Genomic DNA, 25,482 nt, shown 5'->3' on the forward strand with positions numbered 1-25,482 from the left:
CTCACTCCCCGTCCAGCGTTGCTTCGCGGGCGATGACCGCTGTCATGCCCTCGCGCAGGATCGCGTCGAGGAGTTCCGTCAGCGTCGCGCCGAAGGCCCCGGCATTGAGAGCGCCCGGCAGGATGTCCGGGCAGGCGGCGGCAATTGCCGGAAGCAGCGTCGCCGCATCCCTGCCATTGGAGACCGCCGCGAGAAGCGTATCGGCACACGGATCATCGACACGGATGGGAACACCGCAGGCATCGCGGCGCGCGAGATAGGCGACCCAACTCGCCAGCGCGAAGGCGAAGGGACGAATGGGGGTTCCGGCTTCCAATGCCTCCAGCGCGGGGGCGGTGATGCGCTGTGGCAGCTTCTGAGTGCCGTCCATGGCGATCTGCGCGGTGGCGTGGGCAATCGAGGGGTTGGCGAAGCGCTCGGCGAGGGCCGTGGCATAGGCATCGAGATCGATGGCCAGGCCGCGTAGGGTAGCGGAAGCGGCCTCGAGATGGCGACGCACCAGAGCGGCATGGCCGGGATCGGACATCACGTCCCGCACATAGGTCTTGTCGGACAACTGCCCGCTATAGGCCAGCGCGGAATGCGCGCCATTGAGCATGCGCAGCTTCATTTGCTCGTAAGGGCCGACATCCCTCACGAATAGCGCGCCGGCAAGTTCCCACTCGGGCCGGCCGGCACCAAAATCGTCCTCGATTACCCATTGCCGGAACGCCTCGGTCTCGACCGCGGCGAGATCTTCATGGCCGATCAGCGTGGCGGCGGCGGCAAAGGTCTCCGTGGTCGAGGCCGGGGTGATGCGGTCGACCATGGTGGAAGGGAAGCGCACCTGTTCCAGAATCCAGCCGGCGACGTCCTCGCCATACACCTCTGTCGCGAATTCCAGCACCGCCGTTCGCAGCTTCTGCCCGTTATGCGAGAGGTTGTCGCAGCTCAGCACGGTGAAGGGCGGGATCCCCACAGCCCGACGCTGCGCCAGGGCCGCCACGATCAGCCCGATGACACCAGCCGGTGCCTCGGGACGGGCAAGATCGGTGCTTACGGCCGGATGCGCGCGGTCGAGATGCCCGTCGCTGGTGATGCCGTAGCCCTTCTCCGTCACGGTGATGCTGACGATCCGGCAGGTCGGGCGGGTCATGGCCGTCAGCGCGCAACGCGCCATATGCGTGCCGGAAATGACGTGTTTCAGCGCGCCGATCACCCGGGCATGGGTCTGCTGGCCGCGGACGATCAGCGTGTAGCGCCCATCCTGCGGGTTCAACGCCTCGGCGACGGACGTGCCGCGCAGCGACACGCCGATCGCCCGCCAATCGCCGCCCCGGCTGGCCAACACCTCGTCGGTATAGGCCAGCAGATGCGCCCGGGCGAAATTGCCAAGTCCGAGATGCACGATTCCCGCCCGGTACTCCTCCGGCCGGTAGCGCGGCCATTCGGCCATTCCCGCGGGAATGGCGGTGGCTGAGAGCCGGTTCATTGCGTAGCCCTGGCGCGCGGATGCGACAGCGCAGTCATGATCCCGCGCAGTTCGGCAAGGCCCTTGAGGCGGCCGATCGAGGGGTAACCCGGCTGGCCACCCCGCTTGAGGTCGTCGAGGATGTTCTGGCCGTGGTCGGGTCGGAACGGCATGTTCCAGTCGGTGCGCCCTGCGGCCTTGCGGCGTTTCTCCTCGGCGAGAATGGCGGCGATCATCGCCACCATGTCGGTGTGTCCCTCGAGATGCGCCGCTTCATGGAACGAGCCGCCGAGATGGCGCTCCTCCAGGGCGACGTTGCGCAGGTGAAGGAAGTGCACGCGGCCGCCGAGGCGCTCCATCATGCCCGGCAGATCGTTGTCGGCGCGCGCGCCCAGCGAGCCGGTGCACAGGGTGATGCCGTTGGCGGGAATATCCACGGCCGCCATCGCCGCGCGGTAGTCGGCTTCCGTCGACATGATGCGCGGCAGGCCGAGCAGCGGAAACGGTGGGTCGTCGGGATGGCAGCACAGCCGCATGCCGATCTCCTCGGCGAGCGGGCTGACCTCGGACAGGAAGTCGATCAGATGCTGGCGCAGTTTGGCGGGCGAGATGCGGTCATAGCGCGCGAGATGGCCCTTCACGTCGTCCATCGACATCGCCTCGGCCGAACCGGGAAGGCCAAACACGACATTGCCGGCAAGCTCGGTCCTGCGGGTCTCCGACATGCCGGCGAAGCGCTCGCGCGCCGTCTCGACGATCTCGGGCGAATAGCTCTCCTTCGCTCCGACACGCTCCAGGATGAACAGGTCGAACGCCGCGAAGTCGACGGCGTCGAAGCGCATGCAGGTCGCGCCATTGGACAGGCGATAGGCGAGGTCGGTGCGCGTCCAGTCGAGGATCGGCATGAAATTGTAGCAGATCACCTCGATGCCGGCCGCACGCAGGTGGCGCATCGAGGTCTTCCAGTTGGCGATGTGATCGCGCCATGCGCCGCTTTGGCGCTTGATGTCCTCGGAGACCGGAAGGCTCTCGACCACATCCCATGTGAGAGAGGAGGGCGAGCCATCCGTCATGGTGCCGATCTCGGCCTGACGGCGGGCGATCTCCTCCGGCGTCCACACCGCCCCGGTCGGCACATGGTGAAGCGCCGACACGACGCCTTCCACATCCGCCTGCCGCATGTCGTCAATGGAGCAGAGGTCCTTGGGGCCGAACCAGCGCCAGGTTTGTCTCATGAGGTCGTCTTTCGTTCTTGGTAGCTCGCGCCGTCAGCTGGCTGCGAAGGCGAGTTGCACTTTGACCGAGGCCGAGCGGTCGGAAGCCGCGTGGAAGGCGGCAAGCGCCTCGCTGATCGGATAGGTCGAGGTGATGATCGGGCGCGGATCGATGGCGCCGGATCCGATCAGCTCGGCGGCTTCGGCAAACTCGATGTCGAAGCGCTGCGAGCCGACGAACAGGATCTCCTTGCCCACCATCACGTTGAGCGGCAGGGGCGTCGGTCCGGCGACGCCGACCTGCACCAGCGTGCCGAGCGGACGCAGCACGCCGACCGCGTCGCGGATCGCCGCCGCCGCGGCCGAGCACTCGAAGACCAGGTCGACCTGGCCCTTGCCTTCCTGCCAGCGGGCGAGGCCTTCCGGCTCGCGGGCGGTGTTGACGATGTGGTCCGCCCCCATCTGGCGGGCAATGGCAAGCGTCGCGTCCTGGATATCGGTAACGATGATCTCGGCCGCGCCACGCTGGCGGGCGACCGCGACGCACAGCGCGCCGATCGGCCCCGCGCCGGTCACCAGCACCGTCTTGCCCTTCAGGCTGCCGGCGACGGCCTCGCCGCGATTGGCGGCGTGCAGGCACACGGCGAGCGGCTCGCTGCACGCGGCCGCGCCGGGCGTGATGCCCTCCGGCATGGGGAAGCACTGCGCGGCACCGATGACGAGGTGATCGCGGAACATGCCCTGTTCATGGGGCAGGTACATCGCCGAGCCCTTGAAGCGCATGTTCGCGCAATGGCGCGGCAGGCCCTTGCGGCAGAACTCGCATTCGCCGCAGGGGTGTGAGGGATTGACCGCCACGATCTGGCCGATCCCGAGCCCCGTGACGTCGGAACCCAGCGCCTCGATGCGTCCCGCCACCTCATGGCCGAGGATGATCGGCTCGCGCACGCGGATCGTGCCGATCCCGCCCTCGTGCCAGTAATGCAGGTCCGAGCCGCAGATGCCGCCCGCCAGCACCGAGACCCGTACCTCGCCGGCCCGAAGGGCGGCGACCGGCAGGGTTTCGATCCGCAGATCGTCCTGCGCGTGGAGACGGACCACGCGGGTAAGACTTTCATCACTCATGGCGGACCTCAGGGCATCAGCAGGTTGGGCAGCCAGGTCGCCAGCGGAGCGAAATAGCTGACCATCAGAAGGACGATGATGTTGGTGACGATGTAGGGCACGACGGCGCTGATCACCGGGGAGAGCGGCAGCCGGGCGATGTTGGCCGCCACGAACAGGCACACGCCGACGGGCGGCGTCGTCAGTCCGATCATCAGGTTCAGCACGGCGAAGCAGGCGAAGTGCAGCGGCTCGATGCCGACCGCCGTCGCCAGGGTGAGCAGCGGCACGAACAGGATGATCAGCGCCGCGATCGTCTCCATGAACATGCCGACGAACAGCAGCAGGATGTTGATCAGCAGGATGACGAGGAACTTGTTGTCGGTGATCGACAGCACGGTATCGGCCAGCATCTGCGGGATGCGCTCGGCCACCAGGATCCAGCCGAACACATTGGCGGTGCCGACCAGCACAAGGATGCCCGCCGAGCTGATGGCGCTGTCGATGATGATCTTCGGAATCCGGCTGACGGGCAGCTCGCGATAGACGAAGAGACCCACCACGACAGCATAGAGACAGGCGACGATGGCGGTCTCGGTCGGCGTGGTGATGCCGAGCAGCAGGCCGCCGACGATCAGCACCGTCATGGCGATCGCCCAGATCGCACCCGCGAAGGACGTGAGCAGTTCGCGCAGGCCCTTCCAGGCCTCGCGCGGGAACTCGTGCTTCTTCGCGAGAAAATAGGTGGTGACCATCATGGCGCAGCCCATCAGCACGCCCGGCACCGCGCCCGCCAGGAACAGCTTGCCGACCGAAAGGCCGGACAGCGAGCCGACGATGATCATCGGCACGCTCGGCGGGATCATCGGGCCGACCGTCGAGGAGGCCGCCGTGACCGCCGCCGAGAAAGCGGCGGGGTAGCCGGCCTTCTTCATGCCGGGGATCATCATGCCGCCGACCGAGGCGACGTCCGCCACCGCCGTGCCGGAGATGCCGCCGAACAGCATCGAGGCTGCGATATTCGCGTGCGCAAGGCCGCCGCGCATCCAGCCGACCAGGGCATTGGCGAAGCGGATGATGCGCTCGGTAATGCCACCGGAGTTCATGAGATTGCCGGCCAGAATGAAGCCGGGGATGCAGAGCAGCACGAAGCTGTCCATTCCGGCATACATCTTCTGCGGAATCACCACGAGCGGGATGTCCGCGAAGACGAGATAGACCATCGAGGATATGCCGAGCGTGACCGCTACCGGCAGGCCGATGGCGAGGCCGGCCACGAAGGTGCAAAGCAACAATGTGAGGCCCATCACTCGTCCCCCGAGATCGGAATTGGACGGCCGTCTTGGCGGCCGGCGAGCATCTCGTAGACGCGCATCAGCGACCACAGCGCCAGGGTGACGAACAGCACGAGCATGGCGGCGTGGATGAAATCCATGCGCCATCCCAGCGAGGGAGCGGTCTGGCGAACGCCAATGGAGGTGTAATCCCAGGCCGCGGGGATCAGCGCCAAGGCGAAACCGGCCGTGAGCAGCGCGCAGAGGAGCCGCAATATCCAGGGGTGGCGGCCCGGCAGGCTTTCGCAGAGCAGATCGACATTGACCATGTCGCCGCTGCGCAGCGCCAGCCCGGCGCCGAGGGCGCCGATATAGATCAGGCAAAACCGGGTCAGTTCCTCCGTCCACACCGGGGCGGTCGAGAGGAAGGTGCGGGCGAACACCTGCAGCAGCACCGAGCCCGACAGTACAAGAAATGCCGCCAGTATCAGGAGGCGGCACAGCCCCTCCAGCCCTTTGAACAAGCGTGTCATGAATGCCTCCGCGCGAGCTGGCCGGCTCATCGGTCGAGCCGGCCGCTACCGGCGTGTCAGTTGCCGGTGAAGATCTGCTCGGCAAGCGGACGGACCGAGGCGGGCACGGCATTGATAACCGCATCGCGCGCCTTGGCGGCGAATGCCTCCTTGTCGACGTCGACGAACGTCACGCCACGGCCTTCGAGATCCTGCACCAGCGCGGCCTCGTCCGCGAGGAACAGCTTGCGCTCATAGACCTGGGTGCGCTTGGCGGCTTCGAGCACCGCTTCCTTGTCCTTGTCGGACAGCTTGTTCCAGGTGCGCTCGGAGATGACGAGATAGATCCAGGACCGGACATGCTCGGTCTTGTTGATGACCTTCTGCACCTCGTAGAAGCCGCCCGACTTGAAGAGAGCGAGCGGGTTCTCCTGGCCGTTGACCGTGCCGTTCTGCAGCGAGGTGAACACTTCGGAAAAGGCCATCGGGGTCGGGTTGGCACCGATGGCCTGCCAGGCCGCGACGAAGATCGGCACATTCGGGACGCGCAGCTTGAAGCCCTTGAGCTCGTCCGGTGTCCTGATTTCCTTGTTGGCGGAAAGGTTGCGCGGGCCGCGCGCGAAATAGGTGAGCGGACGCACGCTGGCCTTCTCGATGATCTCGGCCTCGATCTGCTTGCCGATCTCGCCGGAGGCGACCTTGTCCATGTGCTCCAGCGAGCGATAGCCATAGGGCAGCGCCAGCAGCGAAGCCTTGGGCGCCCAGTTCTGCAGGCTCTCGCCGGTGATCGTCATGTCGGCGGTGCCGAGCTGCATGCCGTTGATGAGATCCATCTCCTTGCCCAACGACTCGTTGGGATAGACCTGCACCTTCACGCGGCCATCCGAGAGGGCCTGGACCTCCTCGCCGAACTTTAGGGCGGCCTTGTGCCAAATGTTCTCCTCATTGGCGAGGTGGCCGAGCTTGAGGGTTACGTCCGCCATGGCGGCGCCGCCGAGCAGCGTGAGGGCGGCGCAGGTGGCCGCCAGTCGCGCGATCGTCTTGAACTTCATTGCTTCCTCCTCGTTTTTTTGATTTCCGGCGGTGGGCCGGAGGGCTAGCGGAAATATTCGGGGTGTTCCCGCTCAATGACCGGCAGGTCCTGCAGAATGCCTCTCAGGTGAGAGCGGATCGCTTGCTCGGCGCGGGCGCCATCGCCCGCCGCAATGGCTTCGACCAGCTGCGTGTGCTGATCGACGAGGCGCGCGACCGAGAAATGCACGCTGGACAGGAAGCGCACACGGTCCATCTGCGCCTTCATCTCGACGATGACCCGCCAGGCGTTCTCCTTGCCGGCGCCAGCTGCAAGAGTGTGATGAAAGGCCTCGTCGGCCTCCATGAAGTCGCGGGCCGAGCCGCCGATAATGTCGCGCTGACGGACCAGGTGGCTGCGCAGGTCAGCGACCAGCGCCGGTTCGGGCGCCTGCGCCAGCAGCTTCACGATGTCGGCTTCGACGGCCTCGCGCACGAAGCGAGCGTCCATGACGGCGGGCAGCGAGATTTTCGCGACGAAGGTGCCGCGCTGCGGGCGGATTTCGAGCAGCCCCTCATTGGCGAGCTTGATGAAAGCTTCGCGCGCCGGCTGACGGCTGACGCCGTAATGCTGCGCGATCTCGGTTTCCGAGATCCGGGTGCCGGGGCTGAGGTCATTGTCGATGATCGCGCCGCGGAGGGTCGCGTAGAGCTGATCCACGACGCTCAAACGCACCGTCTGCAGCGATGCGGCATCCAATCTGGCGAGTTGCATTTTCTGTTTCCTGCCTACGCTCACCATCTTGCATACTACCATACAAGTCAAGAAGGCGTGGCGATCCCCTTATTCCCTGGTTCCCTGTCGTGACGGATCGCAGCGGGATGGGCGTTGCAGCGTCCGCGCCCGCACTCCTGCGGTGGAGATCTATTTGCGCCGCGCGGAGGGTGTTGGATGGGTGCCGCTTGAACCGGCCGTCATCCGGCGCGCGCGCTTGCTGGTTCGGGCATGGAGGCGGCCACGCCCGTCATGAGCCACTCCCAGACCGTCCGGAAATGCCGGTCGAGCGCTTCCGGCTCGCCGTAGCGGCTACCGCCTAGCATGGCATCGGCGGTCGGGATCGATACCAGGCTGTGGATGAGGTGGGCGGCAATGCTCTCCGGGTCGCCCGTCCGCAGCACGCCTTCCGCCTGCGCCGCGACGACTGTCTCGACCAGGCGCGCCATGAGCGGATCCGGCTGCGAGGGGACCGGCCCTGATCTTTCAAACACCACGGCCTCGCTGAAGGTTATGCGCTTCAGCGCGATCAGTTCCGGCTCCATGTTGATCGACAGGAAGGTGCGCAGCAGGCCGCTCAAGCGTTCCATCGCCCCGCCTTCGATCGGCGCCAGTTCCTGAAGCCGTGCGAGCGCACGGGCACGCGCTTGTTCGACCACGCCTTCGAACAGCGCCACCTTCGACGGGAAACGTCGATAGATCGTGTCCTTGCCGGCTCCGCAAAGGGCCGCGACCTGATCGATCGAGGTGCCGGCGAATCCGCGGGAGGCGAACAGGCGGGTCGCGGTCTCAAGGATCCGTTCGACGGGCTCCTGCGCATTTCCCCGCGACGGACGACCGCCACGCTGCCCCCGACGCGCCACCTTCCGTTCGACCATGCTCACCCCCATTGGTGCCGGCTGTCATGCCGCGTGCCTGTCGCGTACCTGCCGCGCGGGTGCGGGAGGCCGACAAGTGCGGCGACATCCGCCGCATGACACGCCGCGTTCCATAGCGCCAATCGCAATCAGTTCCAATTCTAATCTATTGATATATCGCATGATTAAACTGGACGGGATCGTCCCGTTTAGATATTCGGGGCGCTGTTGGAGCTGATGCCGTCACGTGCGCGCCGCGCACACGCCGGATCGGCAAGACGGGAACGATTCCGAGAGGACATGATGACCCAGCGTAGGATGTTCGGGCGGCGGCACGCCGTATCCATCGGCGCATTGCTGGTCGCCGTAAGTGCCGCCTCGGCTGAGGACGCAGCCATACAGCTCGATACTGTCACGGTCGTGGAGGATGGCGCCGAGCCGTCCGACAGCCGGGACACCCTGCTTCTGAAGCGCAGCTCGACCGCTACCCGCACCGACACGCCCGTGCTGGAGACGCCGCAATCGGTGACCAGCGTCACGCGCCGCCAGATGGACGAGCAGAACCCGCAAACCGTCAGCGAGGCGCTGCGCTACACCGCCGGCGTGCTGTCGGATCGCGACACCAATGGCCGTTATGATTCGATCTTCATCCGCGGCTTCGGGTCGTTCGGCACGGCGACCAACTATGTGAGCTTCCTCGACGGGTTGAAGCTGCCGCGCGGGCAGGCCTTCGCCCAGACCGCCATCGACCCGTTCCTGCTGGACCGCATCGATGTGCTCAAGGGGCCGTCCGCGGTGCTCTACGGAGCGGTCAGCCCCGGCGGCCTGGTCAACCAGATCAGCCGCGCGCCGTCGGCCGAGCCGTATAACGAGGTCCGCCTCGAAGGCGGAAGCTATGGCCGCATCCAGGGCGGGCTGACCTCGCGCGGCGCGCTGACCGAGGATGGCACCTGGCAGTACAGCTTCAGCGCCCTCGGCCGTCAGGCCGGCACGCAATATGACGATGTCGACGAGGAGCGGGTCGGCGTTGCGCCGGCGGTGAAATGGCAGCCTGACGCCGACACGTCGCTGACCCTGTACAGCTACTACCAGAAGGACCCGGATGGCGGCTATTTCAACTCGCTCTATCCGAGCGCGCTGGCGCCGGCGGCCTATCAGCCCTTCCTGAACCGCGAGCTGAACATCGGCGATCCGGCCTTCGATGCGTTTGAGCGCGAACAATACGGCATCGGCTACAAGTTCGAGCACCGCTTCGACGAGTTTCTGACCTTCCGGTCGAGCCTGCGCTACGCGCATGTCGACGTCGATTTCCAGTCGCTGCAGATGGCCGGCCCGATCACGGCAGCCGGGCTCATTCCACGTTATGCGGTGCAGTCGATCGAGGATGTGGGAGGCCTTTCCTCCGACAACCATGTCCAGCTCGACTTCGCCACCGGCGCGGTCCGGCACAAGGTCCTGCTCGGCGTCGACTACCAGAATTCGTCGAGCGGCTGGGAATATCTGATGGGCGCGGCGACGCCGCTCAATGTCGTCGCCCCGCAATATGGCCAGCCCGTCGGCCCGCTGGCGACCGTGATCGACAGCGATCAGTCGCTCTGGCAGACCGGCCTCTATGCGCAGGATCAGCTCGCCTTCGGCGGCTTCCATGCCGTGCTGGGCGTGCGGCATGACTGGCTGCGGCAGGACACCGACAACCTGCTGGCGGACACCTCCTCGGAACAGGCGAGCGAGGCCACGACCTATCGGGCCGGCCTGCTTTATCTGTTCGACAATGGACTGGCGCCCTATGCCAGCTACTCGACCTCATTCGAGCCAGTGATCGGCGTGGATGCCGCCGGCACCCCCTTCGTGCCCACCACGGCGGAGCAGTACGAGGTCGGCCTCAAATATCAGCCACAGGGCCTCGATGCGTTGTTCACGGTCGCCGCCTTCGACATCCGCCAGCAGAACGTGCTGACCCAGGACGTTATTCCCGGCTTCAACGTCCAGCAGGGTGAGATCCGCTCGCGCGGTCTCGAATTCGAGGCCAGAGGCAACCTGACCAGCAATCTCGAACTGATCGCGGCCGTCACGCTGCTCGATACCACGATCACCCAGTCGACCGTCGCGGCCGATATCGGCAAGCATCCGCAGGCTGTGCCGAACTATTTCAGCTCGTTCTGGGCCAGCTACACGTTCGATGCCGGCGTGCTCAGGGGCCTGATGGTCGGCGGCGGCGTGCGCTTCGTCGGCTCCAGCTACGCCGACAATGCCAACACGTTCAAGGTCGATGGCTACACGCTGGTGGATGCGGCGCTGCGCTATGATTTCGGCGTTCTGGCCCCGCGTCTGCAGGGCCTGCAGGGCACGCTCAACGTCACCAACCTGTTCGACGTCGATTATTATTCCAGCTGCAGTTCCGACATCTACTGCCAGTTCGGCAATGGGCGTCTCGTACTGGCCGGCCTGCGCTACACATGGTAGCCGGCCCGGACATGGACCGGCGCCGCTTCTGCGGTGCGCTGGCGTTCGGTGGCTTGCTGGGCGCCGGCCCGGCGCGTGCGGACACGATCGCGGTCGCCGACATGGCGGGCCGCACGGTCTTTCTTGCCGCGCCGCCGAAGCGGATCGTGCTGCTGGAGGCGCGGGACATCCTCAGCATGGCGCTGCTGCACCCAGACCCCGCCGCGCTCGTCGTCGGTTGGGCCGCGGCCGAGCGTATCGACAGCGCGGCGCTGCAAGCCCGCATCGAGGGAGGCCGGCGGATCGCGACCGTCGGCCAGATGACCTCCGACTCGATCTCCCGCGAGATGATCGCCAGCCTATCGCCCGATCTCGTGGTGGCGAATGTCTTCATGGCCCCGGAAGGGCCACGCGACCCGCTGGTGGAATGGCTGGAGCGCAATGGCATTCCGGTCGTCTTCAGCGATGCGTCGAGCAATACGCTCAGCGGGGCGACGCGGGAGGGCCCGATCACGGATCTGCGCATTCTCATGCGGATGTGGGGAGACCTTCTCGGCGCGCGGGAGAAGGCCGACGCTTATGTCGCGTTCGTGGACCGGCATGTCGAACGGGTGCGGGGGCTGCTGGCGGGCGCCCCGCCGGTCACCACCTATCTGGAGATACAGTCGACCGTCGACGACTGCTGCTGGGCGGCGGGCAACCGGATCTGGGGCGACCTGCTCGGGCTCGCAGGTGGCCGGACCCTGCCTGCGGTCACCGCGCCGTGGTTCCAGAAGCTGCACTTGGAATATCTCATCAGTACGCCGCACGAGGTCTACATCGCCTCGGGCGGCGGCTGGGCCGCCGGCCGCCGCCCGGCCATCGGACCCGGGCTCGATCCCGACGCGGCGCACGCGGCGCTGTCGCGCCTGATCGAGCGGACCGGCTTCGACCAGATGGCGAGCGTACGTCGCGGTCGCGTCCATGCCGTCTGGACCGGGCTGATCAGTGTGCCACCGCTCAATGTGCTCTTCATCGAAGCCGCGGCGAGGTGGCTGCACCCGGATCGCTGCGGCGACATCGATCCCGCGGCGACGCTTGCGCAGATCAATGAGCGCTTCCTCGCCGAGCCGATCGACGGCCCGCTCTGGATCTCGCTGCAGAAGGAGGGATAGCACGATGAACACGTCCCCGGAGCCGCGCATCTTTCGCGCGACGGCGAGTGTCGTCTTCCCGCGGCTGACCCAATTTCTCGACCCGATCCTCGCCTCGATCGCCACGCATGACATGAGCGTGGCCGGGGCGGACGGGATCTACGAGGTGACAGGTCCCTTCGGGCGCGCGCGGCTCGACGCGCGTCCCGGCCTGCTGCACCTGGCGGTGGAAACGTCCGACCGGACGGCCTTCAACCGGCTGAAGCATGCGCTGGTCGGACCGATCACCTTCATCGCCGCCGGCGAGCGGCTGGATATCGTCTGGACCGGGGACGCGATCGGCCCCGCTCCGCCGGACGACCTGCGCGTGCTGAAGGTCGCACAGGTGCGCGCGTTGACGCCGCGCATGCGCCGCATCACCTTCAAGGGCGACGATCTCGCACGCTACGATCGCCCGGACCAGTTGCACTGCCGGCTGATCTTCCAGCCCAAGGGCGTCTCGGCGCCCGAATGGCCGGTGCTGGACGATCGCGGCCATGTCGTATGGCCGCGCCGGCAGAAGCTTGCGACGCGGGTCTACACCATTAGAGGCATCGACGCCGCCGCCGGCGAGATCACCATCGACTTCGCCCTGCATGAGCGGCCCGGCCCGGCGACACGCTGGGCGATCGAGGCGGAGCCGGGCGATATCGTCGGCATTCTGGGGCCGGCCGCCAATGGGGTGAAGCCGGCGGATTTCTATGTGCTCGCCGGCGACGAGACCGGCCTTCCCGGCATCGCGCGCATTCTCGAACGTCTCGCCGAGGGCGCGCGCGGGCTTGCCTGCATCGAGGTCGACAACCCGTCGGAGCAACTGCCGCTGATCCATCCTGCGGGCATCGAGCTGCGCTGGCTGCATCGCGCCGGCGCTCCTGCGGGCACGACCTGCCTGCTTCTCGACGCGGTTCGCTCGGTCGCCTGGCCGTCCGATCTCGACCGCGCCTTCTTCTGGGGCGGCTGCGAGCACAAGGCGTTCCGGCAGATCCATCGAATGCTGCGCCAGGAAGTGGGCCTGCCTGCGGAGCGCCAGACGCTCTATTCCCACTGGAATCGTACCTTCAGCGAAGAGCAGATCATCGCCATCGGTGCCGACGCCTATCTGCCATAGACAGTGACGGGCGTTAGCGGCGTGGGCGCCAGACGCTGGTGTGCTTTATCTCGGCGTCCTCCAGGTCGCGCGAGACGGGCACGCCATAATCGGCAATCTTCTCCAGCCTCTCGCGTGGCAGATAGGAGCGGCCGGGATCGCCGATCCACACGCTCGCGCCGCGCGCGGCAAGGCTTTCCAGCCAGTCGAAGACCTTCGCCGCGAGGTCGCGCTCATAGGCGATGTCGCCCGCCAGCACGACATCCCAGCCGGCATCCGTGCCCACGACATCGGTGACGATAACGGTGACGTCGCAGGCGGCGGGGGTGTCCGGCGTCGCCAGCGGGTCCGCGTTGGCGGCCATGTTGAGGCCGATGGCGGCGTGGGCGAACGGGTCGATGTCGGCGCAGGCGACGGCGCGCGCGCCGGCCCTGCGGGCGGCGATGCCGACCAGCCCGGAGCCGGCGGCGAAGTCGAGCACGCCTTTGCCGCGCACGATGTCGGGATGGTCGAGGACGTGGCGGGCGAGCGCCTGCCCGCCGGCCCAGGCGAAGGCCCAGAAGGGCGGCGGCAGGCCGATCTCGCCCAGCTCCTCCTCGGTACGCTGCCAGATGGGCAGCGATTCGGCGGCGAGGTGGAGCGTGATTTCCGGCACCAGTGGCGGCGCGACGAGACACGTTTCCGCGCGTATGAAGGCCTGCGGATCGGCGATGGCGCGCCGCGTCACCGTGTTCCGCCGGCCATTTCGAGCACGATGTCCCATTCCCGGTCGGTGACGGGCTGGACCGACAGGCGGGAATATTTCAGCAGCGCCATCTCGGCGAGGCGCGGCTCGGTCTTGATGGCGGCGAGCGAGACCGGGTTCTTCAGCGCCTCGACGGCCTTGAGATCGACCATGACGAACTTGCCGGTGGGATCGGAAGGATCGGGGTAGGCCTCCCTGATCACCTCGACGATGCCGACGATCTCCTTGCCCTCGTTGGAATGGTAGAAGAAGCCCCGGTCGCCGGTCTTCATGGCGAGCAGCTGCTGCTTGGCGAGGTGGTTGCGCACCCCGTCCCAATGCGTGCCCTTGGCGCTCGCGGCGACCTGATTGTCCCAGGACCATTTGAAGGGTTCGGACTTGTAGAGCCAGTGCGCCATCTCATGCTTCCGCTTTCTGGGGGCGGGCCAGCAGCGACCCGATCGCCTGTTCGATGTCGCTGCGCCCCGCCAGCACCGCCTCGACGGCGCGGGCGATCGGCATGTCGACGCTGCGCGCATCGGCCATCGCCATCAGCGCGCTGGCGGTCAGCGCGCCTTCCGCGAGCTGACCGGTGGGGTGCAGGCCCTCGCTCTCGCCGAGGCGGAGGCCGAGCGCGTAGTTGCGCGACTGCGCCGTCGAGCAGGTGAGGATGAGGTCGCCGAGGCCCGACAGTCCGGTGAGCGTCTCGGCCCGCGCGCCATAGGCCTTGCCGAAGCGCATCAGCTCGGCGAAGCCGCGCGCGATCAGCGCCGCGCCGGCGCTGGCGCCGAGCCGGCGCCCGCCGACGATGCCGGCGGCGATGGCGAGCACGTTCTTGGCCGCGCCGCCGATCTCGACGCCGCGCACATCGTCGCTGTGATAGAGCCGGAACGAGGACGAGCCGAGCGCGGCGGCCAGCGCCGCGGCGAGGCCGAGGTCGCGGCTTGCGAGCGTCACCGCGGTGGGCAGGCCGGCGGCGACGTCGGCGGCGAAGCTCGGGCCGGAGAGGATCGCCGGGGTGGCGGTAGGGCAGGCCTCGGCGAGTACCTGCGTCATGAACAGCGCGGTGCCGCGCTCGATGCCCTTGGCGCAGGTCACCACCGGAACGCCGGCGGCCAGATGCGGGGCGAGCAGGGCGGCGACGCCGCGGCTCGCCTGCGCCGGCACCACCAGCAGCACCGCGTCGACCCCCGACAGCGCGGAGAGCGCGGTCGTCGGGGCGACCGCCGGGGCCAGCTCGACGCCGGGCAGGTGCGCCGCGTTGGTGCGGTGGCGCGTCATGGCGTCGATCGCCTCGGCGTCGCGCCCCCACAGCACCACCTCGCGCCCGGCGCGGGCGGCGGCATTGGCGAGCGCGGTGCCCCAGGCGCCGGCGCCGACGACGCCGATGGACGCGAAGCGTTCCGGCATCAGGCCCCGCGCCCCACGGGGCCGCGGCCGGCGCCATCCACCTCGGCCAGCGGCCAGCGGGCGCGCGGCGAGGTGTCGAGGTCGTCGGTGAGGCCGCGCGCCAGCCGCTCGGCCCCCGCCCAGGCGATCATCGCGCCATTGTCGGTGCACAGTTCCGGCGGTGGCACGGCGAGACGCGTGCCGCCATCGGCGGCGACCTTGTGCAGCACGCGGCGCACCGCCTGGTTGGCGCCGACGCCGCCGGCGAGCACCAGCGCGTTCGGCACCAGCCCGCGCTCGCGCATCACCCGCAGTGCGCAGCGCACGCGGTCGGACAGGATGTCGACGATGGCGGCCTGGAAGGAGGCGCACAGATCGTTGACGTCCTCCTCGCCCAGCGGCGCGATCTTCAGCGCCTCCAGCCGCACGGCGGTCTTGAGGCCGGACAGCGAGAAATCCGGCACCGGCTTGCCGTGCAGCGGGCGCGGCAGGGCGAAGCGCGAGGCATCGCCCTTGAGCGCCGCGCGCTCCACCTCCGGGCCGCCCGGATAGGGCAGGCCGAGCATCTTCGCGGTCTTGTCGAAGGCTTCGCCGATGGCATCGTCGATGGTGCCGCCAAGCCGGGTGTATTCGCCGATGCCGGTGACGGCGACGAGCTGGGTATGTCCGCCGGAGACCAGCAGCAGCAGGAAGGGGAACGGCACCTTGTCGGTCAGCCGGGCGGTCAGCGCATGCGCTTCCAGATGGTTGACGGCGATGAGCGGCTTGCCGGCGGCCAGCGCCAGCGCCTTGGCCGTGGTGAGCCCGACGATCACCCCGCCGATCAGCCCCGGGCCGGCGGCGGCGGCGATGCCGTTCAGCTCGGACAGGCCGACGCCGGCCGCGCGCAGCGCCCGCGCGATCACATGATCGAGGATCTCGACATGGGCGCGGGCGGCGATCTCCGGCACCACGCCGCCATAGGCGGCATGGTCCTCGGTCTGCGAATGCACCACATTGGACAGGATCGTGCCGGTGCCGTCGCCGCGGCGGCGCACGACCGCGGCGGCGGTTTCGTCGCAGGTGGTTTCTATCCCGAGGAGGAGAAGATCGCTCATTGACTTTATATGGTTGGACAGTGATCTGAACCGGCACCAAACCGCTAGCACCGCAGGACCGCATGACGCAATCGCTTCCCAGACTCCGGCTCGGCACGCGCGGCAGCCCGCTCGCGCTCTGGCAGGCGCATGCGGTGCGCGATGCCCTGCTCAAGGCGCATGGCTGGCCGGCCGAAGCCGTGGAGGTGCAGGTGATCCGCACCACCGGCGACGCCATCACCGATCGCGCGCTGGCCGAGGCCGGCGGCAAGGGACTTTTCACCAAGGAACTGGAAGAGGCGCTGCTGGAGCGGCGGATCGACCTTGCGGTGCATTCGGCCAAGGACATGGCGACCCGGCTGCCGGACGGGCTGCATCTGGTCGGCTACCTGCCGCGCGCGGATGTGCGCGACGCGCTGATCCTGCGCGAGGGTGTGGCGCTGCGCGACCTCAAGCCGGGCGCCAAGGTCGGCACCGCCTCGCTGCGCCGCGAGGCGCAGCTGCGCCGGCTGCGGCCGGACCTCGAGGTCTCGCTGCTGCGCGGCAACGTCCATACCCGCCTCGCCAAGGTCGAGAGCGGCGAATTCGACGGGACGCTGCTGGCGGTGGCGGGGCTCACCCGGCTCGGCCTGGCCGACAAGGTGAGCTCGGTGCTGGAGACTACGGATTTCCTGCCGGCCGTCGGGCAGGGGGCGGTGGCCATCGAGACCCGCTTCGGCGACATCGCGGTGGACGCGCTGATCGTGCCGGTGGTCTGCCCGGCCACCGGGCTCGCGCTGCGCGTCGAGCGCGCCTATCTCGCCGAGCTGGACGGCTCCTGCCGCACGCCGATCGGCGGGCTGGCCGAGGTCGTCGGCGACGAGATCCGCTTCCGCGGCGCGGTGCTCTCGCCCGACGGTACGCGCTACTATGAGCTCGTGCGCTACGGGCCGGCCAATCGGGCGCTGGAGCTCGGCATCGCCTCCGGCAAGGAGATGCGCGCCATGGTGCCGCCCGAGCTGATCCCGAGCTGACCATGCGGGTTCTGGTGACTCGGCCGCAGCCGGATGCGCGGGCGACCGCCGCGCGCCTCGCCGCCGCCGGCCACACGGCCCTCGTCGATCCGATGCTCACGGTGGAGGCGTTGCCGCAGGCACGCCTGCCGGCGGGACGTTTCGACGCGGTGGCGCTGACCAGCGTCAATGGCGCCCGTCTTCTGGGTGCGCGGCTTCTGGGTGCGCGGACGGAGCTGCCGGCGCTGGCCGGACTGCCGCTCTATGCGGTCGGCCGCCGGACCGCGGCGGCGGCGCCGGGAGGCTTCGCCGAGGTACGGATCGCCGGCGGCGACGGGGTGGCGCTGGCGGCGCTGCTGCGCGCGGAACTGCCGCGCGGGGCGCGGCTGCTCTATGTCGCGGGGGAAGAGCGAGCGGTGGATCTTGGTGCCGCGCTCGCGGATGACGGCATTTCCACCGAACTTTTCGTGATCTACCGTACTCTTCAGGCGCCGGTGCTGGCGCCGGAGACGTTGGCGGCGGCGGCGCAGCGACGGATCGACGCCGCCTTCCATTTTTCGCCGCGCACGGCGGCGACGCTGGCTCTGCGCGCGGCGCAGGCGGGGGCGGCGACGCATTTTCGCCATGTCGAGCATCTGTGCTTCTCGGCCAATGTGGCGGCGCCGCTCGCCGCCGCCGGCTGGCCGACTCGCATCGCCGCCGAGCCGACCGAGGATGGCCTGTTCGCCCTGCTCGGGGGGTAGACCATGGGGCTCTCCCGAGGTTGCGGCGTGGGGGCAGGCGGTCTATCCCGGGAACAAGGGCCGGTCCGGCGCTTTATCAAGGCAGAGGTAGGGACGTGGCGAAAGACGATCCGAACAGCGGCCAGCAGGACAAGGCGGAGGCGGGCGCGAAGCCGGGACGCCGTTCGCCGCCGACCCTCGATCTCTCTGCCAAGGACGTGACGCCCGTCTCCGACGACGCGGCGACCGCCGAACCGTTGCCGCCGGAAGCGGCCAAGCCTGAGAATGTCGCGCCTGAAGGTACCAAGCCCGAGGGCGAGGTGCCGGTGCTCGACGTCGATGGCGCCGAAGCCGGGCCGCAGGCGGCCGCGCCGGAAGCTGCCGGCTCGCCGCCGTCTGGTCCACGTCCGGTGCGCCAGTTCGGCCTTTTCGGCGGACTCATCGTGGCGCTGATCTCGGGCGTGCTTGGCGGTGCCGTGGCGCTTGCCGTCGTTTCCACCTTCTACAGCGCGGAAGACAGCATCGATTCGATCACCGAGCTGGAGGCGCGCGCGGTCGATCTGCGCCAGCGTGTCGAGGCGCTCGAGGCGCGCGGCGGCGAGGCCCCGGCGGTCGACACCGCCGCGCCGGCCGAGCTGGCGGCACGGCTGGATGCTCTGGAAAGCGGGCTGGATGCGCTCGGCAAGAAGGTCGACGGCCTTCCCGCTGCGGCTCCCGCCGGCGACGTCCCGGGCGGGCCGTCCGGCGCCTCGGCGCAGGATCTCGCCGCGCTGGCGGGCCGGGTCGGGTCGCTGGAGGACAAGATCGCCGCGCCTGTGACCCCGGCCGCCACGCCGGACGAGGTGGCAGCGGTGAAGGGCCAGGTCGCGGCGCTGGAGCAGCGCGTGGCGGCGCTGCCCGCACCCGCGCCGGCGGCCTCGCCCGCCGATCTGGACGCCGCCAATGCCCGCATCGGCGCGCTGGAGAGCAAGCTTGCCGCCACGGCCACCGCGCAGCGCGCGAGCGGGCAGGGCGCGGCGCAGCTCGTGGCGCTGCGTGCCCTGCGCGAGGCGGTGGCATCGGGCCGCCCCTTCGCCATGGAACTGAAGGCCTCGATGGCGCTGCTGGCCGAGGAGGGCGCGCCGCTCGCCGCGCTGGAGGCTTCGGCGCCGGAGGGCTTCGCCACCGGTCCGGCGCTGGCCGACCGGCTCAAGGCCGCGACCGCCCCCGCGCCGGCACAGGCGACGCCCGCCGCCGCACCGGCCGATGACGGCGTGGTCGCGCGGCTGCTGCACAGCGCGCAGAATCTCGTCACGGTGCGCCGTTCCGAGGAGGCGGTCGCCTCGCCCGGCCTCGCCCGGGCGGAAGCCGCGCTGGCGCGGGGCGATGTCGATGCCGCGCAGGCGGCGCTCGCCGCGCTGCCCGATGCCGAGCGCGCCGCCGCGCAGCCGGTCCTCGCCATCCTTGACGCGCGGCAGGCGGCGCTCGCCACCATCGCCGATCTCGATCAACGCGTGCTCGCCACTCTCGCGGGAGGAGCCCAGTGATACGGCTTGTCGTCTATCTGCTCGTTCTCGCCCTCGTCGCCTTCGGTGTCGCCTGGCTGGCGGACCGTCCGGGCGCGGTGATGATCGACTGGCAGGGCTGGCAGATCGAGACCAGCATCCTCGTCGCCGCGAGCGCGCTGCTGGCGCTGCTGGCCGCAACCATTCTGCTGTGGACCCTGCTGCGGATGATCGTCCGCTCGCCGGACCTCATCGCCTTCTCCTGGCGCAATCGGCGCCGCAATCGCGGCTGGGCGGCGGTGACGCGCGGGCTCGTCGCGGTGGGCTCGGGCGATGCCGTCGGCGCGCGCCGCGCCGCCAACGACGCGCAGCGCCTGCTGGGCCAGGAGCCGCTGAGCCAGCTTCTGGCGGCGCAGGCCGCCCAACTCTCCGGCGACGCGGCCGGGGCCGAGGCGGTGTTCCGGGCGATGACCGAGACGCAGGGCACCCGCCTGCTCGGGCTGCGCGGCCTGCATGTCGAGGCGCGTCGGCGCGGCGACCAGAGCGCCGCACTGCAGGCGGCGGAAGAGGCCGCGCGGCACGAGCCGGGCCTCGCCTGGGCCGCCGATGCGGTCATCGAGGCGCGCTGCCTCAACGGCGATTTCTCCGGGGCGCTGGCCATGCTGGAGCGCGAGGCCGCGCATGGCGGGCTCGACCGGCCGGCGCACCGGCGCCGGCGGGCGGTGCTGCTCGCCGCGCAGGCGCAGGCGCTGGAACTGTCCGATCCCGCGGCCGCCCGCGAGCGGGCGCAGGAGGCGACCCGCCTCGCGCCGACACTGGTGCCGGCGGCGGAGATCGCCGGGCGCCTGCTCGGTGCCGCCGGCGACGCGCGCAAGGCGGCCAAGGTGATCGAGACAGCCTATGCCGCGACGCCGCATCCCGACCTCGCCGATGCCTATCTGCACCTGCGGCCGGGCGATGCCTCGCGCGAGCGGCTCAAGCGCATCCGCACCCTCACCGCGCGCATGCCGGCGCATCCCGAAAGCGCCATGGCGCTCGCCCGCGCGGCCATCGATGCGCAGGATTTCGACGTCGCCCGCACGGCGCTGGCGCCGTTGCTGGCCGCACCGACGCAGCGCACCTGCCTGCTGATGGCCGAGCTGGAAGCCGCCGAGAACGGGGATGTCGGCAAGGCCCGCGAATGGACCGCCCGCGCGGTGCGCGCGCAGCGCGACCCGGCCTGGGTCGCCGACGGCGTGGTGGCCGAGGCCTGGGGTCCGGTCTCGCCGGTGACCGGCAAGCTCGATGCCTTCGAATGGAAGCTGCCGCCCGGCGTCGCCACGACGCCGATGCTGGAGAACGAGGCCGAGCGGGTGAAGGCGGCGATCGCCGCCGCCATCGAGGCCCGCCCGGCGCCCGCGCCGGAGGCGCCGGTGATCGACCTGACGGCGGAGGATGGCGCGGCGAGCCTGGCGCCGGAGGCGGACGTGAAGACGGACGCGCTCAAGAGCGACACCGCCGGGACGGAGGCGGAGCCGGCCCGGCCCGCCGCCCGCGCCGCCGCCTCGCCGGTCGTGGCCATGCCGCATCTGCCGGACGATCCCGGTCCCGACGGCTCATTCTCGGACGAGCCGGCCCGCGGCGCGCGTCCGCCCTACGGCGTGTGAGGGCGGGCGGCGCGGCGTCAGACGTGGCACAAAAGAAAAGCGCGCCCTGCGGCGCGCTGTCCTTTCGCGAAAATACGCGCCCTGCGGCGCGCGGTCTTTTCTTTCGGAGAAGTTCCCCGGCCAGTGGCCGGCCGCTCGTCTAGCGGCCGGAGGGAAAGAACGCGGCCGGAGTACATCCGTCCTGACCGCACTCCAACCGGCGAGGCGCTGACGAGGCGCCAACATGCCGGAAGCCCTGTTCTGGCTGGGGTATCACCTATGTAGGCAGGCGCGCCGCCGTTTCAAGGGGCGCCGCGCCAGTTCCTCCGGGTACCCGCGCGTCAATGGACGCGGCGGGCGGGCAGGGCGATCGCGCCAGCCCGGCCGGCTCGGCCGCCCTTCGGCGCGCCCGCGTGGCGCCCGCCGGCCTGACTGGAGCGTTGAGATGACTCGTCGAACAGCTCCGCCAGCTTGTCCGTCATGGCGCCGCCCAGCTCCTCGGCATCGACGATGGTGACGGCGCGCTTGTAGTAGCGGGTGACGTCATGGCCGATGCCGATGGCGATCAGCTCGACCGGGGACTTGTCCTCGATCTGCTGGATCACCCAGCGCAGATGCCGCTCGAGGTAATTGCCGGGGTTCACCGACAGGGTGGAATCGTCCACCGGCGCGCCGTCGGAGATCATCATCAGGATGCGGCGCGATTCGTTGCGTGCCAGCAGGCGGTTATGCGCCCAGTCCAGCGCCTCGCCGTCGATGTTCTCCTTCAGCAGGCCCTCGCGCATCATCAGGCCGAGATTGCGCCGGGCCCGCCGCCATGGCGCGTCGGCGGCCTTGTAGATGATGTGGCGCAGGTCGTTCAGCCGGCCGGGCGCGCCCGGCTTGCCGGCGGAAAGCCACGCTTCCCGCGCCTGTCCGCCCTTCCACGCCTTGGTGGTGAAGCCGAGGATCTCGACCTTGACGCCGCAGCGCTCCAGCGTGCGCGCCAGAATGTCGGCGCAGGCGGCGGCGACCGTGATCGGCCGGCCGCGCATGGAGCCGGAATTGTCCAGCAGCAGCGTCACCACCGTGTCGCGGAAGTCGGTGTCGCGCTCGCGCTTGAAGGACAGCGCCTGCATCGGGTCGGTGATGACGCGGTGCAGGCGGGCGGGGTCGAGCAGTCCCTCTTCGAGATCGAACTCCCAGCCGCGATTCTGCTGCGCCATCAGCTTGCGCTGGAGACGGTTGGCGAGGCGCGCGACGATTCCCGAGAGGTGGACGAGCTGCTTGTCGAGATAGGCGCGCAGCCGCGCCAGCTCCTCCGGGTCGCACAGTTCGTCCGCGTTCACCGTCTCGTCGAAGCGCGGCGTGAACGGGTGGTACTCGGGCGGACGCGGCTCGGTCGGCACCGCGTTCTGCGGGCGCCAGGGCTCGGAGGAATCATCCGATTCGCCGAGCTCCGCGTCGTCGGAAAGCTCCGAATTGGGCTGGTCCTGCTGCTCCTCGGATTCCTCGGGATTCTGGTCCGAGGCGAGATCGGTGTCGACCTCGGTCTGGCCTTCGGCGTTCTCCTCGTCCTCAGTGTCGCTGCCCTTGCCGCTGTCGTCGTCGCGCGTGTCGTCGGCCTCGGTCGAGGGATCGTTGTTCTCGTCGAAGGGGGCGATGTCCTCGCCCATGCCGAGCGAGGACAGCAGGTCGCGCATCGCCTCGGCGAAGCGCTTCTGGTCGTCGCTGGAACTGGCCAGTTCGTCGAGCGCGCTTGCGCCGTGCTCCTCGATGAAGCCGCGCCAGAGATCGACCATCTCGCGCGCCGCGGCCGGCGGGGCCATGCCGGTCATGCGCTCGCGCAGGATGAGCGAGAGCGCGTGTTCCAGCGGCGCGTCGGAGCGGTCGGCCAGATTGGCGAAATTGGCCTTCTGGTAGCGGTCCTCCAGCATGGCCGAGAGGTTGAGCGCCACCCCGTCCATGCGCAGCGCGCCGAGCGATTCGCAGCGGGTCTGCTCGGCCGCCTCGAAGGCGGCGCGGGCCTGCTGGCCCATGGGTACCAGGCGCTGGTGCACCTTCGGGTCGTGGCAGGCCATGCGCAGCGCCATGGAATCGGCATGGCCGCGCATGATGGCGGCGTCCTGCCGGGTCATGCGCCGCGCCGGCTCGGGCAGGCGCGCGCGGCCGTCGGCATAGCCGGGCTTCTCCGAGCCGAAGGTCACGTCGATCTCGCGATTGCCCGCAATGGCGCGCAGGCAGCCCGTTACCGCGCGCTTGAGCGGCTCGGTCGGGGCTTCCTTGGGCGGGGTGCGGGTAGTGCGGTTGGACGTGGTGCTCATGAAGGCGCTCATCGCTTGGATTACCTCTCCCCGACGGGGAGAGGTCGGCGGCAACGCCGCCGGGTGAGGGGGAAGGACCCTTGCGGAGCGTAAAAGCCCCTCACCCCAACCCTCTCCCCGCGGGGAGAGGGGGAAGTCCGATCACGACAGAACGACGTTGACGGCCGACTCGGTCAGCTCCTTGCCGAAGCAGCGCTGGTAGAATTCGGCCACCAGCGGACGCTCCAGCTCGTCGCACTTGTTGAGGAAGGTCACGCGGAACGAGAAGGCGAGCTCCTTGAAGATCTCGGCGTTCTCGGCCCAGGTGATCACGGTGCGCGGGCTCATCACGGTCGACAGGTCGCCATTGATGAAGGCCTGACGGGTGAGGTCGGCCAGGCGCACCATGCGCGCGACGGTGTCGCGGCCCTCAGTGGTCTGGAAGTTCTTGGCCTTGGAGACGACGATGTCGACCTCCTTGTCGTGCGCCAGATAGTTCAGCGTGGTCACGATCGACCAGCGGTCCATCTGCGCCTGATTGATCTGCTGCGTGCCGTGATAGAGGCCCGTGGTGTCGCCGAGGCCGATGGTGTTGGCCGTGGAGAACAGGCGGAAGGCGCCGTGCGGGCGGATGACGCGGTTCTGGTCGAGCAGCGTCAGGCGGCCGGCCGATTCCAGTACGCGCTGGATCACGAACATCACGTCTGGGCGGCCGGCGTCGTATTCGTCGAACACCAGCGCGATGTTGTTCTGGTAGGCCCAGGGCAGGATGCCGTCACGGAATTCCGTGACCTGCAGGCCGTCCTTCACCACGATGGCGTCCTTGCCGATCAGGTCGATGCGGCTGATGTGGCTGTCGAGGTTGACGCGGATGCACGGCCAGTTGAGGCGGGCGGCGACCTGCTCGATATGGCTCGACTTGCCGGTGCCATGGTAGCCCGTGACCATCACGCGGCGGTTATGCGCAAAGCCGGCAAGGATGGCGAGCGTGGTCGGACGGTCGAACAGATAGTCGGGATCGACTTCCGGCACGTACTCGTCCGGCTCGGCATAGGCCGGAACCTCAAGGTCCACGTCGATGCCGAACACCTGGCGAACCGAGACCTTCATGTCCGGCAACGCGGCCGTTTGCGTGAGCGGGGCAGTCATTGTTCCTCCGTTGCCGCGATGCGCGTCGCGGACTGGTCTGGCACACGCGGCTCCTAGCAGAAGCCCGCGGTCTTGAGGTGATTATAGGCCTGGATGACGTCGCGCAGCCGGTCCTCGGTCGAAATGTCGCCGCCATTGGCATCGGGATGGTATTTTTTGACCAGCACCTTGAAGCGGGCCTTGATCTCTTCCGGCGTGGCGGAAATCTCCATGCCGAGGGATTCGAAGGCGCGGCGCTCCACGTTGCGGATCATCCGGCTCTCGCGCGCCGGCTCGGGCTCGGGCCGCTCGCGTCCGCCCACCTCGCCGAACATGCCGAAGGGATCGGCGAAACCGTCGGCCGAATTGCGGCTGGCCTGGCCGGCCTCGCGGCCGCCGCTGCGCGCGCCCATCTTCCAGGTCGGGCGGTGGCCGGTGAGCGCGTCCTTCTGGTAGGCCGCGACGGCGTCGTCGCCCATGCCGGAGAAATAATTGTAGGACTGGTTGTAGGCGCGCACATGGTCGAAGCAGAAGCGCCAGAACTGCCCTTCGTGCTGCCGGCCCTTGGGCGCACGATGACTCGCGGCGTTGCAGCACCCCTGCCATTCGCAGGTGGGGCCTTCCGCCTTCACGCGGCGATCGCGGTCCGGCTTGACGCGGATGCGGTCGAATATGGGGGAGTCGAGCTTCATGATCCGTCGATTATGCGGGTGCTGGGGCAGGTATACAAGAAACCGCTGGTTCGTCACTGCCCCCGAAGGTGATCTTTGCGAGGATCGCCGGGGCGATGTTGACGGGGATGGGAGGCCGGCGTACCGCAAGGCCCATGAGCACGCATCCGAGCCCGCACACTCCTACCGACGATGCCGTGGCGCAGGCGCTCGCCCGCGTGCGCGCCGCCCTGGCCGAACTGTCCCCCACGATTCTGGAGCTGGAGGACGAAAGTCATCGGCATGAGGGTCATGGCGGGCACCGTGCGGGTCAGCTCACGCATCTGCGTGTGCGCATCGTGGCGGAAGCGTTCCGGGGACAAAACCGGCTGGCCCGCCATCGCGTGGTGAACGGCCTGCTCGCGGACGAGATCGCCCGCGGCCTGCACGCTCTCGCCATCGAGGCCAAGGCGCCGGGAGAGTAGCCGGGAAGTTCCCCCTATATGGGCGGG

The 25,482-nt window shown here is 69.0% G+C and carries 23 protein-coding genes; 8 read left to right on the plus strand and 15 right to left on the minus strand.

Annotated elements, in window-relative coordinates:
* Position 1 precedes the first annotated feature (1 nt).
* From AC1PZ7_RS08255 to AC1PZ7_RS08290, 8 genes are all read right to left on the minus strand, one after another.
* Positions 2 to 1,471: a mannitol dehydrogenase family protein gene (locus tag AC1PZ7_RS08255; RefSeq protein ID WP_482358991.1), complete on the minus strand. Its 1,470-nt coding sequence runs from the start codon at positions 1,469 to 1,471 to the stop codon at positions 2 to 4.
* Complete coding sequence (gene uxuA / locus AC1PZ7_RS08260; protein ID WP_482358992.1) at positions 1,468 to 2,685, minus strand: mannonate dehydratase; 1,218 nt, start codon at positions 2,683 to 2,685, stop codon at positions 1,468 to 1,470. Before uxuA ends, AC1PZ7_RS08255 begins: the two co-directional genes overlap by 4 nt.
* Before the next feature lie 33 nt (positions 2,686 to 2,718).
* Positions 2,719 to 3,789, minus strand: coding sequence for an L-idonate 5-dehydrogenase (locus tag AC1PZ7_RS08265; protein ID WP_482358993.1), 1,071 nt, complete (start codon positions 3,787 to 3,789; stop codon positions 2,719 to 2,721).
* Between the two features lie 8 nt (positions 3,790 to 3,797).
* Positions 3,798 to 5,075, minus strand: coding sequence for a TRAP transporter large permease (locus tag AC1PZ7_RS08270; protein ID WP_482358994.1), 1,278 nt, complete (start codon positions 5,073 to 5,075; stop codon positions 3,798 to 3,800).
* Complete coding sequence (locus AC1PZ7_RS08275; protein WP_482358995.1) at positions 5,075 to 5,575, minus strand: TRAP transporter small permease; 501 nt, start codon at positions 5,573 to 5,575, stop codon at positions 5,075 to 5,077. Before AC1PZ7_RS08275 ends, AC1PZ7_RS08270 begins: the two co-directional genes overlap by 1 nt.
* Before the next feature lie 56 nt (positions 5,576 to 5,631).
* Complete coding sequence (locus AC1PZ7_RS08280; RefSeq protein WP_482358996.1) at positions 5,632 to 6,606, minus strand: TRAP transporter substrate-binding protein; 975 nt, start codon at positions 6,604 to 6,606, stop codon at positions 5,632 to 5,634.
* 44 nt (positions 6,607 to 6,650) lie between these two features.
* Positions 6,651 to 7,340, minus strand: a complete 690-nt coding sequence (locus AC1PZ7_RS08285) for a GntR family transcriptional regulator (protein ID WP_482358997.1) — start codon at positions 7,338 to 7,340, stop codon at positions 6,651 to 6,653.
* A 200-nt stretch (positions 7,341 to 7,540) separates the two neighbouring features.
* The gene (locus AC1PZ7_RS08290; RefSeq protein WP_482358998.1) at positions 7,541 to 8,218 is read right to left on the minus strand and encodes a TetR/AcrR family transcriptional regulator; all 678 of its coding nucleotides are present in this window, start codon (positions 8,216 to 8,218) and stop codon (positions 7,541 to 7,543) included.
* Positions 8,219 to 8,500: 282 nt separating this feature from the next.
* Between AC1PZ7_RS08290 and AC1PZ7_RS08295 the strand changes: the two genes are divergently transcribed.
* The 3 genes from AC1PZ7_RS08295 to AC1PZ7_RS08305 are packed head-to-tail and all read left to right on the plus strand — an operon-like array spanning position 8,501 to position 12,919.
* Entirely contained in the window at positions 8,501 to 10,660 is a 2,160-nt protein-coding gene (locus AC1PZ7_RS08295; protein WP_482358999.1) for a TonB-dependent siderophore receptor, read from the plus strand.
* A gap of 11 nt (positions 10,661 to 10,671) precedes the next feature.
* Positions 10,672 to 11,793 carry an ABC transporter substrate-binding protein gene (locus tag AC1PZ7_RS08300; RefSeq protein WP_482359000.1) on the plus strand — a complete coding sequence of 374 codons (1,122 nt, stop codon included), beginning with the start codon at positions 10,672 to 10,674 and terminating at the stop codon, positions 11,791 to 11,793.
* A gap of 4 nt (positions 11,794 to 11,797) precedes the next feature.
* Positions 11,798 to 12,919: a siderophore-interacting protein gene (locus tag AC1PZ7_RS08305; protein ID WP_482359001.1), complete on the plus strand. Its 1,122-nt coding sequence runs from the start codon at positions 11,798 to 11,800 to the stop codon at positions 12,917 to 12,919.
* Between the two features lie 13 nt (positions 12,920 to 12,932).
* Here AC1PZ7_RS08305 and AC1PZ7_RS08310 read toward each other — a convergent pair whose 3' ends face one another.
* From AC1PZ7_RS08310 to tsaD, 4 genes are read right to left on the minus strand one after another with little or no spacing between them, the layout of a single operon-like run.
* Positions 12,933 to 13,625 (minus strand): class I SAM-dependent methyltransferase, encoded by a 693-nt coding sequence (locus tag AC1PZ7_RS08310; RefSeq protein ID WP_482359002.1) that lies wholly within the window; start codon positions 13,623 to 13,625, stop codon positions 12,933 to 12,935.
* Complete coding sequence (locus tag AC1PZ7_RS08315) at positions 13,622 to 14,041, minus strand: EVE domain-containing protein (protein ID WP_482359003.1); 420 nt, start codon at positions 14,039 to 14,041, stop codon at positions 13,622 to 13,624. Before AC1PZ7_RS08315 ends, AC1PZ7_RS08310 begins: the two co-directional genes overlap by 4 nt.
* 1 nt (position 14,042) lies before the next feature.
* Entirely contained in the window at positions 14,043 to 15,032 is a 990-nt protein-coding gene (locus AC1PZ7_RS08320; RefSeq protein ID WP_482359004.1) for an NAD(P)H-dependent glycerol-3-phosphate dehydrogenase, read from the minus strand.
* Positions 15,032 to 16,108, minus strand: coding sequence for a tRNA (adenosine(37)-N6)-threonylcarbamoyltransferase complex transferase subunit TsaD (gene tsaD, locus AC1PZ7_RS08325; protein WP_482359005.1), 1,077 nt, complete (start codon positions 16,106 to 16,108; stop codon positions 15,032 to 15,034). Before tsaD ends, AC1PZ7_RS08320 begins: the two co-directional genes overlap by 1 nt.
* 62 nt (positions 16,109 to 16,170) lie before the next feature.
* On the opposite strand from tsaD, the gene hemC reads away from it, so the two are divergent.
* The 4 genes from hemC (at position 16,171) to AC1PZ7_RS08345 (ending at position 20,931) form a co-directional block, all read left to right on the plus strand.
* A complete protein-coding gene (hemC, locus tag AC1PZ7_RS08330; protein WP_482359006.1) occupies positions 16,171 to 17,100 on the plus strand; it encodes a hydroxymethylbilane synthase in 930 nt (309 codons plus the stop codon).
* Positions 17,101 to 17,102: 2 nt separating this feature from the next.
* Positions 17,103 to 17,822 carry a uroporphyrinogen-III synthase gene (locus AC1PZ7_RS08335; RefSeq protein ID WP_482359007.1) on the plus strand — a complete coding sequence of 240 codons (720 nt, stop codon included), beginning with the start codon at positions 17,103 to 17,105 and terminating at the stop codon, positions 17,820 to 17,822.
* A 95-nt stretch (positions 17,823 to 17,917) separates the two neighbouring features.
* Positions 17,918 to 19,327 carry a COG4223 family protein gene (locus AC1PZ7_RS08340; protein ID WP_482359008.1) on the plus strand — a complete coding sequence of 470 codons (1,410 nt, stop codon included), beginning with the start codon at positions 17,918 to 17,920 and terminating at the stop codon, positions 19,325 to 19,327.
* Positions 19,324 to 20,931 (plus strand): heme biosynthesis HemY N-terminal domain-containing protein, encoded by a 1,608-nt coding sequence (locus AC1PZ7_RS08345; RefSeq protein WP_482359009.1) that lies wholly within the window; start codon positions 19,324 to 19,326, stop codon positions 20,929 to 20,931. The genes AC1PZ7_RS08340 and AC1PZ7_RS08345 overlap by 4 nt, the downstream gene beginning before the upstream one ends.
* A gap of 320 nt (positions 20,932 to 21,251) precedes the next feature.
* Here the strand turns inward: AC1PZ7_RS08345 and cobT are convergent, their stop codons facing one another.
* The 3 genes from cobT to AC1PZ7_RS08360 form a co-directional block, all read right to left on the minus strand.
* On the minus strand, positions 21,252 to 23,213 hold the full coding sequence (gene cobT, locus AC1PZ7_RS08350; protein WP_482359010.1) for a cobaltochelatase subunit CobT: 1,962 nt from the start codon (positions 23,211 to 23,213) through the stop codon (positions 21,252 to 21,254).
* A gap of 141 nt (positions 23,214 to 23,354) precedes the next feature.
* Entirely contained in the window at positions 23,355 to 24,341 is a 987-nt protein-coding gene (gene cobS / locus AC1PZ7_RS08355) for a cobaltochelatase subunit CobS (protein WP_482359011.1), read from the minus strand.
* Positions 24,342 to 24,394: 53 nt separating this feature from the next.
* A complete protein-coding gene (locus tag AC1PZ7_RS08360) occupies positions 24,395 to 25,012 on the minus strand; it encodes a J domain-containing protein (protein WP_482359012.1) in 618 nt (205 codons plus the stop codon).
* Positions 25,013 to 25,146: 134 nt separating this feature from the next.
* On the opposite strand from AC1PZ7_RS08360, the gene AC1PZ7_RS08365 reads away from it, so the two are divergent.
* Positions 25,147 to 25,455, plus strand: coding sequence for a BolA family protein (locus AC1PZ7_RS08365; RefSeq protein ID WP_482359013.1), 309 nt, complete (start codon positions 25,147 to 25,149; stop codon positions 25,453 to 25,455).
* Positions 25,456 to 25,482 lie beyond the last annotated feature (27 nt).

The organism is Ancylobacter sp. TW_SC_1 (assembly GCF_056836805.1).

Coding starts and splice junctions, on each gene's coding strand:
- AC1PZ7_RS08255 (WP_482358991.1), bottom strand. CDS start 1,471: ATGAACCGGCTCTCAGCCACCGCCATTCCCGCGGGAATGGCCGAATGG.
- uxuA (WP_482358992.1), bottom strand. CDS start 2,685: ATGAGACAAACCTGGCGCTGGTTCGGCCCCAAGGACCTCTGCTCCATT.
- AC1PZ7_RS08265 (WP_482358993.1), bottom strand. CDS start 3,789: ATGAGTGATGAAAGTCTTACCCGCGTGGTCCGTCTCCACGCGCAGGAC.
- AC1PZ7_RS08270 (WP_482358994.1), bottom strand. CDS start 5,075: ATGGGCCTCACATTGTTGCTTTGCACCTTCGTGGCCGGCCTCGCCATC.
- AC1PZ7_RS08275 (WP_482358995.1), bottom strand. CDS start 5,575: ATGACACGCTTGTTCAAAGGGCTGGAGGGGCTGTGCCGCCTCCTGATA.
- AC1PZ7_RS08280 (WP_482358996.1), bottom strand. CDS start 6,606: ATGAAGTTCAAGACGATCGCGCGACTGGCGGCCACCTGCGCCGCCCTC.
- AC1PZ7_RS08285 (WP_482358997.1), bottom strand. CDS start 7,340: ATGCAACTCGCCAGATTGGATGCCGCATCGCTGCAGACGGTGCGTTTG.
- AC1PZ7_RS08290 (WP_482358998.1), bottom strand. CDS start 8,218: ATGGTCGAACGGAAGGTGGCGCGTCGGGGGCAGCGTGGCGGTCGTCCG.
- AC1PZ7_RS08295 (WP_482358999.1), top strand. CDS start 8,501: ATGACCCAGCGTAGGATGTTCGGGCGGCGGCACGCCGTATCCATCGGC.
- AC1PZ7_RS08300 (WP_482359000.1), top strand. CDS start 10,672: ATGGACCGGCGCCGCTTCTGCGGTGCGCTGGCGTTCGGTGGCTTGCTG.
- AC1PZ7_RS08305 (WP_482359001.1), top strand. CDS start 11,798: ATGAACACGTCCCCGGAGCCGCGCATCTTTCGCGCGACGGCGAGTGTC.
- AC1PZ7_RS08315 (WP_482359003.1), bottom strand. CDS start 14,041: ATGGCGCACTGGCTCTACAAGTCCGAACCCTTCAAATGGTCCTGGGAC.
- AC1PZ7_RS08320 (WP_482359004.1), bottom strand. CDS start 15,032: ATGCCGGAACGCTTCGCGTCCATCGGCGTCGTCGGCGCCGGCGCCTGG.
- tsaD (WP_482359005.1), bottom strand. CDS start 16,108: ATGAGCGATCTTCTCCTCCTCGGGATAGAAACCACCTGCGACGAAACC.
- hemC (WP_482359006.1), top strand. CDS start 16,171: ATGACGCAATCGCTTCCCAGACTCCGGCTCGGCACGCGCGGCAGCCCG.
- AC1PZ7_RS08335 (WP_482359007.1), top strand. CDS start 17,103: ATGCGGGTTCTGGTGACTCGGCCGCAGCCGGATGCGCGGGCGACCGCC.
- cobT (WP_482359010.1), bottom strand. CDS start 23,213: ATGAGCACCACGTCCAACCGCACTACCCGCACCCCGCCCAAGGAAGCC.
- cobS (WP_482359011.1), bottom strand. CDS start 24,341: ATGACTGCCCCGCTCACGCAAACGGCCGCGTTGCCGGACATGAAGGTC.
- AC1PZ7_RS08360 (WP_482359012.1), bottom strand. CDS start 25,012: ATGAAGCTCGACTCCCCCATATTCGACCGCATCCGCGTCAAGCCGGAC.
- AC1PZ7_RS08365 (WP_482359013.1), top strand. CDS start 25,147: ATGAGCACGCATCCGAGCCCGCACACTCCTACCGACGATGCCGTGGCG.